The organism is Thermoplasmata archaeon, assembly GCA_035532555.1.
Classification (GTDB): Archaea; Thermoplasmatota; Thermoplasmata; order Lutacidiplasmatales; family UBA184; genus Lutacidiplasma.
Genome location: DATKQS010000024.1, coordinates 49,771 through 64,827 on the forward strand (window position 1 = coordinate 49,771; position 15,057 = coordinate 64,827).

16 protein-coding genes and 1 tRNA gene are annotated in these 15,057 nt (G+C 68.0%); 6 read left to right on the plus strand and 11 right to left on the minus strand.

Annotation, left to right across the window (positions count from 1 at the left end; all coding sequences use genetic code 11):
* Positions 1-23: 23 nt before the first annotated feature.
* From VMV28_06990 to VMV28_07010, 5 genes are read right to left on the minus strand one after another with little or no spacing between them, the layout of a single operon-like run.
* Positions 24-1,241, minus strand: a complete 1,218-nt coding sequence (locus tag VMV28_06990; GenBank protein ID HUZ80344.1) for a VWA-like domain-containing protein — start codon at positions 1,239-1,241, stop codon at positions 24-26.
* On the minus strand, positions 1,241-2,302 hold the full coding sequence (locus tag VMV28_06995) for a MoxR family ATPase (GenBank protein ID HUZ80345.1): 1,062 nt from the start codon (positions 2,300-2,302) through the stop codon (positions 1,241-1,243). The genes VMV28_06990 and VMV28_06995 overlap by 1 nt, the downstream gene beginning before the upstream one ends.
* Positions 2,299-3,303 (minus strand): hypothetical protein, encoded by a 1,005-nt coding sequence (locus tag VMV28_07000; protein ID HUZ80346.1) that lies wholly within the window; start codon positions 3,301-3,303, stop codon positions 2,299-2,301. The genes VMV28_06995 and VMV28_07000 overlap by 4 nt, the downstream gene beginning before the upstream one ends.
* Before the next feature lie 10 nt (positions 3,304-3,313).
* Entirely contained in the window at positions 3,314-3,970 is a 657-nt protein-coding gene (locus VMV28_07005) for a DUF998 domain-containing protein (protein HUZ80347.1), read from the minus strand.
* A 28-nt stretch (positions 3,971-3,998) separates the two neighbouring features.
* On the minus strand, positions 3,999-4,745 hold the full coding sequence (locus tag VMV28_07010) for a TMEM175 family protein (GenBank protein ID HUZ80348.1): 747 nt from the start codon (positions 4,743-4,745) through the stop codon (positions 3,999-4,001).
* A 113-nt stretch (positions 4,746-4,858) separates the two neighbouring features.
* Between VMV28_07010 and VMV28_07015 the strand changes: the two genes are divergently transcribed.
* Positions 4,859-5,296, plus strand: a complete 438-nt coding sequence (locus VMV28_07015; GenBank protein HUZ80349.1) for an OsmC family peroxiredoxin — start codon at positions 4,859-4,861, stop codon at positions 5,294-5,296.
* A 7-nt stretch (positions 5,297-5,303) separates the two neighbouring features.
* Here VMV28_07015 and VMV28_07020 read toward each other — a convergent pair whose 3' ends face one another.
* The gene (locus VMV28_07020) at positions 5,304-5,954 is read right to left on the minus strand and encodes an ATP-binding protein (protein HUZ80350.1); all 651 of its coding nucleotides are present in this window, start codon (positions 5,952-5,954) and stop codon (positions 5,304-5,306) included.
* Positions 5,955-6,028: 74 nt separating this feature from the next.
* The gene (locus VMV28_07025) at positions 6,029-7,714 is read right to left on the minus strand and encodes an AAA family ATPase (protein ID HUZ80351.1); all 1,686 of its coding nucleotides are present in this window, start codon (positions 7,712-7,714) and stop codon (positions 6,029-6,031) included.
* Positions 7,715-7,778: 64 nt separating this feature from the next.
* On the opposite strand from VMV28_07025, the gene VMV28_07030 reads away from it, so the two are divergent.
* Together VMV28_07030 and VMV28_07035 are read left to right on the plus strand one after the other, a co-directional pair.
* Entirely contained in the window at positions 7,779-8,753 is a 975-nt protein-coding gene (locus tag VMV28_07030) for an aldo/keto reductase (GenBank protein HUZ80352.1), read from the plus strand.
* On the plus strand, positions 8,750-9,205 hold the full coding sequence (locus tag VMV28_07035; protein HUZ80353.1) for a peroxiredoxin: 456 nt from the start codon (positions 8,750-8,752) through the stop codon (positions 9,203-9,205). Before VMV28_07030 ends, VMV28_07035 begins: the two co-directional genes overlap by 4 nt.
* Before the next feature lie 27 nt (positions 9,206-9,232).
* On the opposite strand, the gene VMV28_07040 is transcribed toward VMV28_07035, so the two are convergent.
* Entirely contained in the window at positions 9,233-9,436 is a 204-nt protein-coding gene (locus VMV28_07040) for a dodecin family protein (protein ID HUZ80354.1), read from the minus strand.
* Between the two features lie 172 nt (positions 9,437-9,608).
* Between VMV28_07040 and VMV28_07045 the strand changes: the two genes are divergently transcribed.
* Positions 9,609-10,418, plus strand: coding sequence for a hypothetical protein (locus VMV28_07045; GenBank protein HUZ80355.1), 810 nt, complete (start codon positions 9,609-9,611; stop codon positions 10,416-10,418).
* Positions 10,419-10,460: 42 nt separating this feature from the next.
* On the opposite strand, the gene VMV28_07050 is transcribed toward VMV28_07045, so the two are convergent.
* On the minus strand, positions 10,461-11,021 hold the full coding sequence (locus tag VMV28_07050; GenBank protein HUZ80356.1) for a hypothetical protein: 561 nt from the start codon (positions 11,019-11,021) through the stop codon (positions 10,461-10,463).
* A 489-nt stretch (positions 11,022-11,510) separates the two neighbouring features.
* Positions 11,511-11,583, minus strand: a tRNA-Thr gene (locus VMV28_07055).
* Positions 11,584-11,644: 61 nt separating this feature from the next.
* On the opposite strand from VMV28_07055, the gene hutU reads away from it, so the two are divergent.
* Positions 11,645-13,351: a urocanate hydratase gene (gene hutU / locus VMV28_07060; GenBank protein HUZ80357.1), complete on the plus strand. Its 1,707-nt coding sequence runs from the start codon at positions 11,645-11,647 to the stop codon at positions 13,349-13,351.
* Positions 13,352-13,394: 43 nt separating this feature from the next.
* Complete coding sequence (locus VMV28_07065; GenBank protein HUZ80358.1) at positions 13,395-14,498, plus strand: hypothetical protein; 1,104 nt, start codon at positions 13,395-13,397, stop codon at positions 14,496-14,498.
* Between the two features lie 19 nt (positions 14,499-14,517).
* Here the strand turns inward: VMV28_07065 and VMV28_07070 are convergent, their stop codons facing one another.
* On the minus strand, positions 14,518-14,973 hold the full coding sequence (locus VMV28_07070) for an NUDIX domain-containing protein (protein HUZ80359.1): 456 nt from the start codon (positions 14,971-14,973) through the stop codon (positions 14,518-14,520).
* Positions 14,974-15,057 lie beyond the last annotated feature (84 nt).

A 15,057-nucleotide genomic window follows, 5' to 3' on the forward strand; every position in this document is an offset into this window, starting at 1 on the left:
AGGTGGGAGGCCGGGCTCGAGGTCTACAGCCCGGGAAGCGCCACGACGGCGCCGAAGGGGACCCGCACGGGTTGTGGCATGACCCAGAGCACGGGGAACGGAGGAGCTCGCTCCGGGAACGTGCCCTGCCCATCCGTGAGGTACACCAACCCGGTCGGACGGATCGCGCCGGAGCGCGAGGCCCACTCGAACGCGGGGCGGAAATCCGTACCTCCGCGCCCGTGGAACTCGAGAGGGACGGGAACCCCGGGTCGGATCTCTCGCACGGATCGGACTGCGTCGTCCGCCTCGAGGACCACCAAGCGGCCGGATCCACCCACGAGATCCGCGATGCCTTGGACCTCGGAGAGGAATGCGCGCGCGCTCGCCGGATCGATGGAACCGGAGGTGTCGATCGCGATCGCGAGGGTGCCCACGGACCGGGTCCGAGTGCCGGGGAGGATGAGCCCGACCGAAAGATAGCGTCGGTTCGGCGGGATCCACGAGTAGTCTTGTGCGTACGCACGCTGCAGGAAGCGGACCAGCTCCGATCGCCAGTAGAGCTGCGGGCGGCCGATCGATGCGAGGATCTCTTCGGCCGCCTCTCGGCCCTCCCCCGTGTAGGCCATCGACTGCGCCGCCTGGACGATCCGGTCGCGCCAGCGCTCCTGGAGATCGCGGCCCGAGCTCGCTTCCCCGGACGGTTCCTGCCAGCACTCGGCGATGTCCGCTACGATCGCATCCTCCGGCGGGTTCTCCTCGGGCGGCGGCAGGAGGGCGTAGATCTCTTCGGTCGAGCGATCCCGTGCGAGATCGACCGGTGCCTTGAGCGGCAGGACCTCGCGATAGTCGTAGGCGCTCCGAAGGAACAGCGGGACGAGGGAGAGATCGCTCGCGCTCTGCCACTTGCGCGCGTCGCGCCCTTCGCCCCGCCACGGGTGCCCGAGAGCCCAATGCAGCAGCACGTGGAGGAAGTGGCCCTCGAGCCGCATCGGGGGCGCCGTTCGAACGAAATCGGGGCGGTAGTACAGGACCCGACCGTCGCACGCGATGCTGCGCACCGTCGTCGACTCCTTCCAGGGCATTCCGAGTGCGAGTACGCCGAGGAACGGGTTGCGCATGAGGAAGTGGAAGCGCGCGCCCTCCAGGATCCGCGCGGCTTCGAGATCGAGAGTCGACTCGAGGGGTGCGACGACCGGCGACTCCGGCCCACGAGATGGGCGCGCCGCGCGAGGGCCGGACCGCCGTCGCGCTCGGGCCATCAGCCCAGCGCCTCGACGTTCTGCGCCGCCCACGCGCGGAACGCCGGCAGCTGGGCGGCGGAGGGGTTCGCGCGCACCAGGTCCCGTATGAGCAGTACCTCGAGCTCGCGGAGACCGTTCTTGCCGAGCGCTTGCGCGTATTCAATCATGCGCGGCACCCGGCCCTTCTCGCGCGCGTAGCGAGCCACGAGCCCGGTGACGACCGCGTAGCCCGTCGCAGGGTCCGGCGGGATCAGGTCGGCCCCGGCGATGATCTTCTCGAGACTCGGCCGCGCGTTGAGCGACTTGCGGAAGAGATCGAACTCGGTCGCGGGGCCCGCTCCGACGCATCCCTCGATCGCCGCTCGCATCTCCCGGTCTCCGAGATCGAGCGCGAGGACCCGGCTGACCATCTCCCAGGTGCGTGGGCAGGGGTACGCCTTCGAGCTCCCCGGTGACTGGGAGAGAAGCGTGGGCCGGAACTCCAGGAATGCGATGACGGACGGATCGATCCCGGCGCCGAACGCCCAGCTCTTCCAGCTCTCGAGGTCGGGGACGAGTTCGAGGTGTTCGAACCGGGAGAGCAGCGCGGAGGGCATCGCGTGAGCGATCGACTGGTCGCTCTCCCGGTTCCCGGCCGCGACCACGTACCAACCCGGAGGAAGGGAGTACTCCCCCACCTTGCGGTCGAGAACGAGCTGGTAGACGGATGCTTGTACGAGCGGAGGAGCCGCATTGAGCTCGTCCAGGAACAGGATCCCCTTGCCGCCCGACGGCAGGAACTCCGGGGGCGCCCAGCGGACCTTCCCCCGATACGGCACCGGGAGCCCGCGAAGATCGACCGGATCCATCAGGAGCATCCTCAGATCGATGACCCGTAGGTTCCCGGCCTCCGCGATCTGGCGGACGATCGAACTCTTGCCGACGCCGGGGGGCCCCCAGATGAAGATCGGCGGCCACTTCGCCTCCAGATGCGCTTCGAGCACGCGACGCAGCTCCGGAGCCGTGACTCGACCCCCGTACTCTCCCGCGGAGAGCCCGGCCTCGTCGAGTGCGGTGGCGAGCGAACCCGGGTCGCTCACGGATCCTCGGTGTCGCCGGCGCGCACGTTGGGGAGCTCTTCGGTCAACGCCATCGTCACGAGCTCCGTAGAGAAAGCGCTTCGCAGGCGATCGCGTGCGCGGGCGCAGCGGGCCGCGAACGCGCTCCCCTCCGCGGCGAGCGCGGGCATCGCGTGGCCGACGTAGGTGCCGAGCGTGGCCGCGAGGCCGGTCGGGAGGTGCGCGTCATCCGCGTCGAGCTGGAAGTACAGACGGCTCGGAGACCCATCCCACGACATATCCCCGAGGCGAGGGAAACGCAGGAATCGCAGTTCGACGCCGTCCTCGTATCGGATCGTTCGCCCGCGCAGGGCCGATTCGATCGGTCCCCTCGGGAGATCGTGCACAAGGGCCCGGAAGAGGCGGGCATCTTCCCCGCTCGGGACCTTCGCAGACCCTCCGGGAATGTCGATGTGCGGAGGAATGGGTTCGATGAGGGCATCGAGCATCTTGGCGAACCCCGCCACCCCAGCCTCCCCTTGGCTGATCCCAACGGACTCCTCGTCGGGCACGATGGGAGACTCCTCGGCGAGATCCGCGAGGAAGGGCTTGAGCTCCTCGAAGCGCCCGGCGATTCGTTGGCAGCAGCCGACCCACCGGGCGAGCCAGGCCGAGGGGGAGGCGGCAGTCGCGGCTGGATCGAGCGTGGAGGTGGGGACATCGGCGATGGCGGTGACCGAGGCCCACGGTGCATAGCGTCGGCCGACCTCGATCGCCTGTACTGCGAGGACCAATTCTCGAAGCTCCGCGAAGAACCGCTCTGCGGTGTCGGTCTCGCCGGCTTTCTCTTCATAGAAGCTGATCAGCGCCGGCTTCGTCCAGGCGGATTCGCCTCCCTCCCCAGAGAGATGCGCGAGCCAACGGATCAGTCCGGGGCCGACCTCGAGCGAGCGGATCGCACGATCCGCTTCGATCCAAGCTCCGGCTCCTTCCGGTACCGATGGGCCGTGGGAAGTCGTCGCCTTCGAAGGGGGCTTGGGCACGTCGACCTCCTCAGGCGGCGCGGACGGGCGCGGCTCCGGACGAGCCCTCGCGCAGGAACTTGATCCCCACCACGATCACCCAGAGGAGCGCCGGCGCGACGACCAGCCGCTCCCACCCGCCGTGACCGAGGAGCCAGGAGAGGTTGAGGCCGAACATGACGAGCGCGATCGCGGTCACGAAGAATCCCACGATCGACGGGATCGTCCACGCGTGCCAGTGGGAATCATCCCAGCCGGCGAGGCCCACGAAGAGTAGGGTGAACCCGGCCGCGATGAACGCGAGCGAGGCGGCGGATATGTGAATCGGATAGTTGAGGTGCTCGTTGAAGATCCCGACGCCGATCGCTCCAATGCCGACGAGCGCGTAGGTGATGACCCCGAGGCGTCCGAACGCTCCGGGCGGCACTCCCCGGCGCATCGCCATCAGGCCAATCAGGACGAGCGCGCCGAGCGCGATCGCCGAGAGGTTGAGCATCCAATAGTACGGGAACGCCACGAGCGACGGGTCGCCGAGATTGCTGATCGTATTGTTCTGGAAGCTGTAGTTCTGGCCCTGCGCGATCAGGATGAGCGCCTCCGCGGTCGTCACGACGGCGAACTGGATGGGGCCGACAATCATCGCGATCGCCCCCGTGCGCTGGCCCTGGTCGAGGCGGCTCGTGCTCATGATCCGAGGCGTTCCGAGCCGACCACCATCATAAGCTTCCCGGCGAGGAAGCCGTCGCAGGGGCAGGGGTTCGTCGTGGGCGGACTGGGCGCTCCCGGTGGGTGAGCCCGCCGCTGTGCCAGGTCACGATGATGATCGTGTAGAATGCGTACCCGGCGTACGTCGGATTGTACTGGGCGATGCTCGCGGCCACCGAGAAGATGCCGGCAATCAGGAAGGAGGTCTGGGCGGTCCTCTCGAGGGAGAGCCGATCGGCCGTCGGGTGGGCGAGCTCGGGCTTGCCGCTGACGTGCAGCGCGATCAGGCCCATCGTCATTCCCGCCGCGCACTGGACCGCGGAATACAGCGCGACCGTGACCCCCGTGGACCCGTAGAGGCCGTTGAGGCCGGTCACGAACGGCGTCACCGCGATGAACATGAGGAACGCGATGTTCGTCCAGTTGAGAATGGCGTCGACGCCGCGAATGTGCCGGAAGATCCGGCGGTGGAGCGTCCACCACACGGCGATGACGAGGAATGCGACGACGTAGCTGATGAACAGGCTCGTCTCCGAACCAAGGAATCTGGAGATGGCCACGCCGGTGGGCAGGCCGGCGTAGGGTGGGGAGTTCAGGGCCACCGCCGAGGGAATCGACAGGTTGATGACGAGCAGGGTCATCGCGAACGCGAATACGCCGTCGCTCAAGGCGAGGAGGCGGCCGGTGTCCTCGGTGATCGCGACCGAGTCGGCGGTGCGGATAAAGTCCGGTACGAGCTCGTCCTTCTCCCGCCCCACGAAATTCCGGGAGCGTCTGCCGGTACTTCAACCGCATGGCCCATGGCACGCGCGCCGGCGTGCTGAAGTCCTCCGGCAGAGCCATTAAATCGCCCGCCGGGCTCCGCCTGGGAATGGTAGCAAAGCGCACGGCCCAGGCGGTTTGGGAAGGGGATCTGGCGAAGGGACACGGTCACGTCACCGGGACGAGCGGGGGACTTCCCGATGTCGCGGTGAGCTGGGCCTCGCGTACCGAAGCCTCCGGGGGAAAGACGAGCCCCGAAGAGCTCCTCGCGGCGGCGCATGCGGCCTGCTTTTCGATGGCGCTCTCCGCGGGTCTGGGGCGGATGCAGAAGCCTCCCCAGCGGCTCGAGGTAAGCGTCACCGTCACGTTCGACAAGGTCGGGGAAGCGTGGAAAGTGACGACGAGCGAGGTCACGGTCGTCGGCACGGTTCCCGGCATTTCCGCCGAGGAGTTCGAGAAGGCCGCTCAAGGTGCCGGACAGAACTGCCCGATCTCCGGAGCGCTGAAGGGCAACGTGGCCGTCACGGTCCACGCGAAGCTCGCCTAGACTGCAATCACGCCGGCTCGAGGTCGGCGAAGACGAACCCGTCGCGCTCCACGACCGCTCCCGGTCGCACGGCGACGGGGGCCCGGAACATCGGGCCGTCGGAGACGAACGTGTGGAACTCTCCGTTCTCTCCGCAGGGATCGACCCCGGCCGGCAGTTCGCACAGGAGGGTCTCGTCGAACGACCGCCCCGCGAACGTCCCGGGAAGCTTCCGGGAATCGACGGCGACGATCGTGGCGCGCATCCCACTCGCGATCATCTCGTGGGCGAGGTCGCGGGTGGCGCGTCCCCATAGGGGGAAGACCGGTCGGATCCCGGTCCCGCGGAGCTTGTCCTCTCGATAGCTGCGGATATCCTCGAGGTAGAGATCCCCGAAGACGATCCGGCTCACCCCTTCCCCCCTCAGTCGCGCGATCATCGCTCCCATCCGTTCCTCGTAGATCGCGTTGGGGCACGGGAACGGGATCGATACCGGATAGAGCGGAAGCCCGGCCGCATCCGCTTGGCGTTCGAGCAGTTCCTCCCGCACCCCGTGCATCGATACCCGCGCGAACGTCTCCGTGATCGTCGTGAGCAAGCCGACGATCTCGAGTTCGCCCGCACGACGGGCCAGATGGAGCGAGTACGCGGAGTCCTTTCCGCTGCTCCAGGAGACCACGGCCCGCGGGCGATCCTCCGATCGTCGCTCGACGCCGGTCGGGTCCGTCGCACGCGTCGTCGTGCCTCCTCCCCTCAGAAGTCCCCGAGACTGCGCTGGGCGTCCCGGCGGGCCGCCGAGGCGGCGCTCGCGGTGGTGGGTCGGGCCGGCGCGGCCGCCGCTCGCGGCACTTCCTCGTCCGGCGCCAGGAGCTCCTCGACGGCGCGGCTCTCGGGCTCCACGTGCCGCAGGTAGGCGATCTCCTCTGGGGTCAGCTCGAGGTCCCGGACCAGAGAGCGTTGGGTGTTGCGGAGAGGGCTGCCGGTGGGTCCGCTCGACGCCGGCCGCAAGAAATCCTCCAAGAACGGAAGACCGACCTCACGCACCTTCTCCCGCGAAAGATGGAACGCTCCACCGTACTTGCCCGCGATCGATTCCCGCAAGGCCCGCGCGCCCCTCGAGCGGCCCATCTCCCCGAGGAACTCGGGAAAGTGAGCCGGTCCGGTCGAGGTGCCGGGGCGATCGCGGACGCGGATGCCAACTCCGCCGGTCATCAGCTCGGAGGCGTAGCTCCACAGTCCGTAGTTCCTCCAGCGACGCGCGCGGTTCAGATACAGATCGGCGTGGGCGAGAGGGACGTAGGCCGCGGCGCGGTGGGCCGCGTCGACCGAGAACCGTGGTAGATTCTCCTCGATCCATGGAAAGAGATCTTCCGGCGTGGCATCCACCCGGTCCCGTACCTCGGTGCTTCGGTAGAATCGCGCTTGGGTCAGGGCCTCCTCGGTTACGAAGGCGAGATCGGAGCCAAGATCTCGGTTTCCGAGCGCGCTCATCTGCGCGGGCCCGGGAGGTAGGGGCGAGATCGCATCGACGTCGTTGAGCGCTGCGCGCAGATCGCCGTGCGCTCGGTGGACGATGCTTTCGATGGCCCGGCCTTCGATCGCGAGTCCTTCCCGGCGGGCGATGCGGGTGATGCAGGTACGCACGTCGACATCCGAGATCGGGTAGAAGCGGATGCGCGCGACCCCCGTTCGCAGGGCCGCGGAGTGCCGCGTCAATTCCCGTTCGTCATTGACGATCAGCAGGAGGGGCTGTCGGGTCGTTCGCACGAGCTCGGCGATCGCACCGATTCCGCCTCGATCGGAAAGATCGATCTTGCGGGAGCTTCCTCGCCAGTCCGCGAGATCGCGTTGGGCCGGGGCGAGCGCCGTCCAGCGATGATTGCCCGGGACGCGGGGGACCGCTTCCCAGCCTTCGAACGCGGGCGGGGCTCCGGCCCTTCCGAGCCCCCACGTGACGTTCAGGGCGTCGACGGTCCCGTACCGCCCGCGGAGGTACTCCCGCCAGCCGATCGGAGCGGGCGCCTTGCGCGCTTGCTCGCCGAGCCGGCCAGTAAGGCAATCCGCCTCGTCGAGCACGATCAAGGTCCGTTGGTGCACCGGGTCGAACGGTCCCTCCGATAGAGTGCGGAGCCCGGCGGCCCGGCCCGCGACCTTCTGGATGGCATCGGCGTTGCGGGCGTCGGAGGCGTTCATCTCCACGACGCCCCACCGTAGATCTGCGGCGAGCGCGAGCGCCGCCGACGTCTTTCCCACTCCGGGAGGCCCGGACAGGATGGCGGCCCGGCGCGTGGGAGGCGGCCCGGGCCGGGTCCAGCCCTCGGCCCAGTTCCGCAGCTCGGCGCGGGCCCGGGGGTTGCCTGCAAGATCGTCGAGCCGGATCGGTCGCATCCGCTCTGACAGAGGCAGACGTGCGGACGCGGACCGGCCGGGTTCGACCATCGGGCAGGTAGTTCTCGCGGCGCTTAATAGGGCCGGGCGGGCTCCAAGCTCCGGGCCCTTCCGCATGGAGCTTCGTCGGATTCTCGGCGGCGATCGGGAGGCCTCCATCCTCGGCCTCTCGCTCGACTCGATCTGGACGTCCATCCACCCCGCCGAACCCGCGGCACGCCGGCTCGTGTCCATCGCCCAGGAAGGGGGCGCTCGACTCTTCGACACGGCCGACTCGCTCCATCCGAAGCGTACGGAGGCGATGCTCGACCGCGTCGATCGATTCGAACCGGGCACGCTGTGGATGCTTGAGCGATCTCCTTCGGCGCTTGGAGTCGATCCGGCATCGCGGCGCTTCGACCGCGGCGATGCCGGGATCGAAGCTCGCCTCCGAAGGTCCTTGGCGGAGATCCCCACCCGGCCCGACCTGGCCCGCTGGGTCCAATGGCGCGGGAGCGCCTCCCATCCGGAATGGGAGGACGAGGCCACCGCGTGCCTCCGGGAGCTCCAACGGGCCGGGGAGATCGCAGGGTGGAGCCTGCGTCGGTCCGCGGTGGCTGAGTCGACCGCAGTTCCTGCGGGAGTGGCGCTGAGCGGGGAGATCTCGCTGTTGGACCGAACGTGGGCCGGCATTCTTCGGACGACCGAACGAACCGCCTCGTTCTTTGCACGGGACCCAATGGCCGCGGGTCGTCTCGATGGAACGAGATGGGATCGCTCCCTCAGTGCGACGGGAGGCCGGAGCGTGCCCGCTCCATTGAGGCGCTGGCAGGAGGAGGTGGCGCCGGTCCTTGAATTCGGATTCCTCACCGATGGACATCGCCGGACCCTGGCGCAGGCGGCGCTTCAGTACGTCGCGGGCCTACCGGGCGTCGCATCGATCCTTGTCCCGCTCCCGCCGGCGGAACGACTCGCGGAATTCCTCGCGTTCGCGAACGCACCCGGCCTCTCCGAACCGGAGAGCGATCGTATCTCCCGGTCGATGGAGTTGGGGCCGGAGGCGCCCGGAGCGGGTCGTCTTGAGCGCGTGGGATCTTCGAGTGAGCCATGAGCCCGACGATCCCGATAGGTGCGACGGCCCCGGAGTTTGCCGCGCCTCGCCAAGACGGGAGCCTGCTCCGGCTTTCCGAGTACCGTGGCCGCCCGGTGATCCTGTACTTCTTTCCGAGGGCCGGGACCCCCGGGTGCACCCGGGAGGCCGAGGGGTTTGCCGAACGGTACCGCGAGCTCCAGGCGAAGGGGGTCGAGGTGGTGGGAATCAGCACGGATCCGGTGGAACGGCAGGCCCGCTTTGCCGCCGATTGCCGGGTCCCCTTCCCGCTCCTCTCCGACGCCGACCACGCCGTCGCCCGTTCGTACGGAGTGCTCGGGCTCCTCGGACTCTCGAAGCGAGTTACCTTCGTCCTCAGCGCGGACGGGGTTGTCGTCGACGTGATCTCTGGCCTCCTGCCGGGCCCCCACGTCCGCGGCGCGATCGACCGGTTCCTGACCTCCCCGGTGTAGGTCGATCCCACGCGGGGTCGGATCGCGTTACTCGTTCTCGTAGTCGAAGTAGATCCGCACCGTCGCGTGGTACTCCGCGACCTTCTGTCCCTCGATCCGGCCCTCGAACTCGGTGGCGCGGAACCACTTCAGGTTCCGGACGCTCTTCGCGGTGGTTTCCACCGCATTCTCGACCGCTTTCGCAAACGACTCCTTCGACGTGCCGACGACCTCGGTGATCTTCTGGACCATGGGAGAACCTCGCCGAGGGAAAGGTACGCCCCGCGCATAATCGTCGCGAGGGGGCCACCCGTCCTGGCCGCGCTCGACCGACGGACCGGAACGGTCACAGTGTGATTTGGCGCAGTTGCTTCGTCACGGCAACCATTATCCGCCCCGCATCCCGACGGGCCTCGAGGCGTGCATGTCCGACTTCCTGACCTTCTTCGTCCTCACGGCGGTCATGGGACTCTCGATTTTCATCTCGTTGCCGCTCGTCATGAGCCGACGGATCCCGGTCGCCTGGATCGTGATGTTCAGCGCGGTCGCGATCGGCATCCTGATCTTCCTGATCGCCGACATCTTCTCCGACGTCGCCTCGGTCAATGTTGGAAGCGCTCAGTACCTGACGAACCCGACACTGGACGCGCTGTTCGTGGGCGGAGTCGCTCTCGCGTACGTGATCCTCTACTTCATCGATAATCGGGCGCCCGCGCTCGCCAAGGCGGAGGGTCAAGAGTCCTCGCTCGGCGACTTCAATCCGAGCCGAGTGGCGCTGATCATCGCGATCGGGATGGGATTCCAGAACCTCACCGAGGGCCTGGTCTTCGGCTTCAACTGGGTCGCGGGCAACGTCAGCCTCCTCGGGGTCATCTTCGTCGGATTCTTCGTCCAGAACATCACCGAAGGCTTCCCGATCGGAGCGCCGTTCATGGGACGGACGGAACGCCCGCGCGGCCGGATCGTGGCGTACTTCATGATCGGCGGTCTCACGACGATCCTCGGCGGAGTGGTGGGCTACCTGCTCGGCACGAACCCGGGAGCGTACTACACGCAGATCCTGGTCTTCTTCGACGCGATCGCGATCGGAGCCCTCGTCTACGTCATCTTGCCGATGATCCGGGTCGCGTTCCGCAAGGAAGGCACCACCACGGCCCACTTCTCGAAGCAGCGCCTGGTCTACTTCGGGGTCCTGGCCGGATTCCTTCTCGGATTCGTGGTGAACTCGTTCTAGACGGAGCGGAGGTGGGCCCCCAACGCGACGGGCGGAGCGGCGCTACGGCTCTGCGAGTTCGCTGGATGCGTCGGCCGGAAGACCGAGGGTCGTGAGGATGTCCTCGTGCGATCGGCCGAACTCGGAAGGTGCCGCCTTCGCAAGATCGACCAGGCGCAGCCTCTTCCACGGATGCAGCGACGGGAGTCGGGAGGAGGCGAGGCGGCCCCGATAGATGAACTGGAGATCCCAGTGCTTGGTGTGCTGGGAGCGGGGCACGTAGAACTGGGAGTCCAGGATCGGCGGATCCCACGTGGCGGAGAGGTTTCCCAGCTGCTCGCGCAGGATCCGGGTCGCGGCGTGATTGGGACCCTCGCCGAAGAGTAGATGCGAGGCCGGCAGGACCCAGCGACCCTCGTTGAGTTCGACCTCCTCTCGAGCGAGGCCCGCGAAGTGGTCCCACGGCGCCTCGGGGTTCATCTGTCCCACCAGCACCTGCTTCGGGTCCCCGGGGGGACTGAAGATCAGGAACGCCGACAGGCAGATGTCCTCGGAAGGGAGCTCGTGGATGCTGAACGGTGCGTCGCTGCGCGTGAACCGGCAGAAGATCCGGTCGGTCGCCATCGCCGGGCCGAGCTTCGTGTGGTTGTAACGGTTCGGGTGAGGCTCGGGCCAGACACCCCCGTTTCCCGTCCCCTGTTCTCTGCCCGACAACCCGCGATGAGCTGGGCGAGGTGGTGGGCTGAGGGCGGTCGGATCTGGAGAACCTCGGATCGCTCGGGGTGGATGGGTCGGCCGGGGCCAGCGCGCCAGGAGGTATGGAGGTCGACTCGCTCATCTTGCTGGAGCGGCCGGATGCCCGCCGATCGTTCCCGTGGTCCGTGGATTGAGGGGAGAGGTCGGAACCCTTCCCGCTCTCCTCCTGCTGCGGACGACACTCCACGGGCCGGTCGACGCAACGAGCCGCTTCGTTCGGAGTCGCGTCTTCGTCGCCAGCAGCACCGGCAGCGGAATCCTCCTCGCCCCCATCTCCGTGCGCCCCCTTGTCGAGTGCTCTGGCACGGCTTCGGGGCCTGAAGGGGATCGATCGCGCGACCCGCCCTCGCACGCGCGAGCCGCCGGAGAGGATTGAACTCCCGACCTGCTGATTACAAATCAGCCGCTCTACCAACTGAGCTACGGCGGCACCGGGTTGGGGATGCTGTCTCGGGGACTTAAATCAGGTCGCGCCCCCCCGTCGCCGCTTTATGGCGCCTCCGGTGGTAGCCGGTGTGGCTTCGAACGACCCCGCGCACCACAACATCCACGCCCCACGGGGCCCGGACCTTTCCTGCAAGGGCTGGAGCCAGGAGGCCGCCCTGCGCCTGCTGATGAATAATCTCGATCCCGAGGTCGCTCGGGATCCGGATCATCTCATCGTGTACGGGGGGCGCGGCAAGGCCGCGCGGAATTGGGAGGCGTACGATCGGATCGTCGCGGCGCTTCGCACGCTCGGGAACGACGAGACGCTCCTCGTGCAGTCGGGCAAGCCCGTCGGGATCTTTCCGACGCACCCCGCCGCACCGCGCGTGCTGATATCGAACGCGATGATCGTGCCCCGCTGGGCGACCGACGAGATCTTCTGGGACCTCGAGGCGAGGGGCCTGACCATGTACGGCCAGATGACGGCCGGCAGCTGGGTGTACATCGGCACGCAGGGGATCCTGCAGGGCACGTACGAGACGCTCGCATCGCTGAGCCGAGTCGAGTTCCAAGCACCGGACCTCACCGGACACTGGATGCTCTCGAGTGGCCTCGGAGAGATGGGAGGAGCCCAGCCGCTGGCCGTGACGATGCTGGGCGGCGTCGCCCTCATCGTGGACGTCGATCCCCGCGCGATCGATCGCCGGCTCCGGCTGAAGTACCTCGATGTGCAGGCCCCCTCGCTCGACGAAGCGCTGGCGCTCGTCCACGACGCGGTCGAGGGTCGTCGGCCCCTCTCCGTCGGTCTTCAGGCGAACGCGGCGGACGTGTACCCGGAGATCGTGCGCAAGGGGATCGTGCCCCACGTGGTCAGCGATCAGACGGCGGCCCACGATCTGCGGGTGGGCTACATCCCGCAGGGGCTGACGGTGGAGGAAGCGGCCCGCGCTCGTGTCGACGACCCTGCGGCCTACCTCGTCCGGGTCCGCGCTTCGCTCGCCATGGAGGCCCGGGCCATCCTCGCGATGCAACGGCAGGGGGCGAAGACGTTCGACTACGGCAATAACTTCCGGACCCAGGCGAAGGAGTCCGGGGTACCGGATGCGTTCGAGATTCCCGGATACGTACCGAAGTACATCCGGCCGCTGTTCGCCGTCGGGAGCGGGCCGTTCCGCTGGATCGCGCTCAGCGGCGATCCCGAGGACATCCGCCAAATCGACCGGATGATCTTGGACGAGTTCCGGGAGAACGAGCCGCTCTGCCGATGGATCCGGCTTGCCGGGGAGAAGGTACGCTTCCAGGGACTCCCCGCCCGGATCTGTTACATGGGCTACGGGGAGCGGGAGCGCTTCGGACATCTCGTCAACGCGCTCGTGCGCGACCACGACCTCGTCGCGCCGATCGCCATCGGACGCGACCACCACGATACGGGGAGCGTCGCGAGCCCGTTCCGAGAGACCGAGGCGATGCGGGACGGCTCGGACGCGATCGCCGACTGGCCGATCCTCAACGCCCTCCTGAACGTCGCGAGCGGGGCGAGCTGGGTCTCGGTCCATCACGGCGGAGGCGTCGGGATCGGGAACTCGATCCACGCGGGCCTCGTGATCGTGGCCGACGGAACGGCGGAGGCCGACGAGCGGATCCGCCGGGCGTTGCACAACGATCCCGGGATCGGAGTCGCGCGCCACGCCGATGCGGGATATCCAGAGTCGCGCGCGCTGTTGGCCTCCGCCCGGTTCCGGGTGCCGGGCGAGCCACCGGCGCCGCCGTAGCGGCGCGCGCCGCGCTTTAGTACGCACTCGCCTTCGAACGGCCATGTCCCCGGATTCTGCACAACCCGATCTGCTCGCCCGAAGAGTCCTGTCCCAGAGGATCCAACTCCGCCCGAAGGAGACGGTCACGATCGAGGCGTGGCCCACCGCCTTGCCTTGGGCCAATGCGTTCGTGCGGCAAGCTCGTCGGATCGGCGCGAAGCCGATCCTGCTCTACGACGACGAGGCGTCCTACTGGAAGGAGGTGCTCTCGGGCGGGGCGCCGGGCCTCGGTCGACCCGGGGCCCACGAGTGGGCCGTACTCGAGCACTCCGACGTCTACATCTACTTCTGGGGACCGGAGGACCGAAGCCGGATGCGCGCGTTGCCGGACGCGACCCAGGAGGCGCTGACGGCGTTCAATGCGCGCTGGTACGAGGTTGCGACGAAGGCCGGTCTGCGTGGCCTTCGCATGGAAATCGCCCGCGCCACCGAGGCCAATGCGCGATACTACGGGGTCAATCTGGGCCGGTGGGAGCGAGAGCTCGTTACGGCCAGTATGCGGAATCCGGCGGAGTTCGATCGGCCCAGCGCCCGACTCCGGCGCGCCCTGGAGCACGGAACGATCGTACGGATCCGGCATCCCAACGGGACCGACCTATCCCTCGCGCTCGCGGACCGGGAGGCGAGGAGCTTCCTCGGGCGGGTGACCCGGGAGACCATGAAACGCCGGTTCGGCATGCTCGCGAGCGTGCCGACCGCGGCGGTGGTGGTCTCGGTGGATGAATCAACGGCCGAGGGAACGATCGTTTCGGATCGGGAGAACTACCTCCCCTCCGGCCCGGTGGTGAAGGGCGCCTGGAAATTCTCGGACGGACGCCTACGGTCCGCTCGCTACGCATCCGGAGGGGCCCGGTTCCGTGGGCCCTACGCCATGGGTGGCGATGGAAAGGATCGGCCGGCATTCCTCGAGATCGGACTCGACCCGGCGCTCCGTGTCTCGCCGGAGCTCGAGGATAGCGAACTGGGCGCGATCACCGTCGGCATCGGCGCCAACGCCGGTTACGGGGGCAAGAGCAAGTCGAGTTTCAGTAGCTGGCTGACCGTACGAGGCGCGGAGCTGTCGATCGACGGAACGGTCGTGGTCAAGGGCGGGCGGGTCCGCTAGGCCGGCCCGGGGACCGGGATCAGGGCGAACGCACCCGATCGCGGGCCCGCGCAACGACCGTTCGGTCGGTCTCGTAGGTGACGGTGCTCACGGCCTCTTCCGGCGCGAGCCATGCGTGTCGGTCGAAGATCGGCTCGAGCCGAACCGACCGCGTGGGGGTGTAGGCGAGGAAGTAGATCGCCGTCTTGAGCACGTTCGAACCCTCGCGCGGCCGATAGAAGCGGTACGCGATCTCGCCAATCTCCTCTCGGAGGTCCACCGAATCGATGCCGGTCTCTTCGACGATCTCCCGACGCGCGGCCTGCGCTAAGGACTCTCCCGGGTCGACGTGGCCCTTCGGGAGACACCAACGGTCCTCGTCCGCGAGGTGGATCAGCAGGAACTCACCGCTCGGTTCGTGGACCACGACCGCACCCGCGGAGAGTTCCGGCACGATCGGCGCGTCGGCTCGAAAGGGGAGGGTTCCCGATTTCACGGGGGCCCCGATGGACCCTCGGCTCTTAGCCCCTCCACCGGAAGCGGAATCCCGCCGATGAACGCTTATGGGGCCGTACGCCTC

What these genes read in the sequence shown, in the direction of transcription:
- VMV28_06990 (HUZ80344.1), bottom strand. Translation starts at nt 1,241, where the DNA reads ATGGCCCGAGCGCGACGGCGGTCCGGCCCTCGCGCGGCGCGCCCATCT.
- VMV28_07005 (HUZ80347.1), bottom strand. Translation starts at nt 3,970, where the DNA reads ATGAGCACGAGCCGCCTCGACCAGGGCCAGCGCACGGGGGCGATCGCG.
- VMV28_07015 (HUZ80349.1), top strand. Translation starts at nt 4,859, where the DNA reads ATGGTAGCAAAGCGCACGGCCCAGGCGGTTTGGGAAGGGGATCTGGCG.
- VMV28_07025 (HUZ80351.1), bottom strand. Translation starts at nt 7,714, where the DNA reads ATGGTCGAACCCGGCCGGTCCGCGTCCGCACGTCTGCCTCTGTCAGAG.
- VMV28_07030 (HUZ80352.1), top strand. Translation starts at nt 7,779, where the DNA reads ATGGAGCTTCGTCGGATTCTCGGCGGCGATCGGGAGGCCTCCATCCTC.
- VMV28_07035 (HUZ80353.1), top strand. Translation starts at nt 8,750, where the DNA reads ATGAGCCCGACGATCCCGATAGGTGCGACGGCCCCGGAGTTTGCCGCG.
- VMV28_07040 (HUZ80354.1), bottom strand. Translation starts at nt 9,436, where the DNA reads ATGGTCCAGAAGATCACCGAGGTCGTCGGCACGTCGAAGGAGTCGTTT.
- VMV28_07045 (HUZ80355.1), top strand. Translation starts at nt 9,609, where the DNA reads ATGTCCGACTTCCTGACCTTCTTCGTCCTCACGGCGGTCATGGGACTC.
- VMV28_07050 (HUZ80356.1), bottom strand. Translation starts at nt 11,021, where the DNA reads ATGGCGACCGACCGGATCTTCTGCCGGTTCACGCGCAGCGACGCACCG.
- hutU (HUZ80357.1), top strand. Translation starts at nt 11,645, where the DNA reads ATGGCGCCTCCGGTGGTAGCCGGTGTGGCTTCGAACGACCCCGCGCAC.
- VMV28_07065 (HUZ80358.1), top strand. Translation starts at nt 13,395, where the DNA reads ATGTCCCCGGATTCTGCACAACCCGATCTGCTCGCCCGAAGAGTCCTG.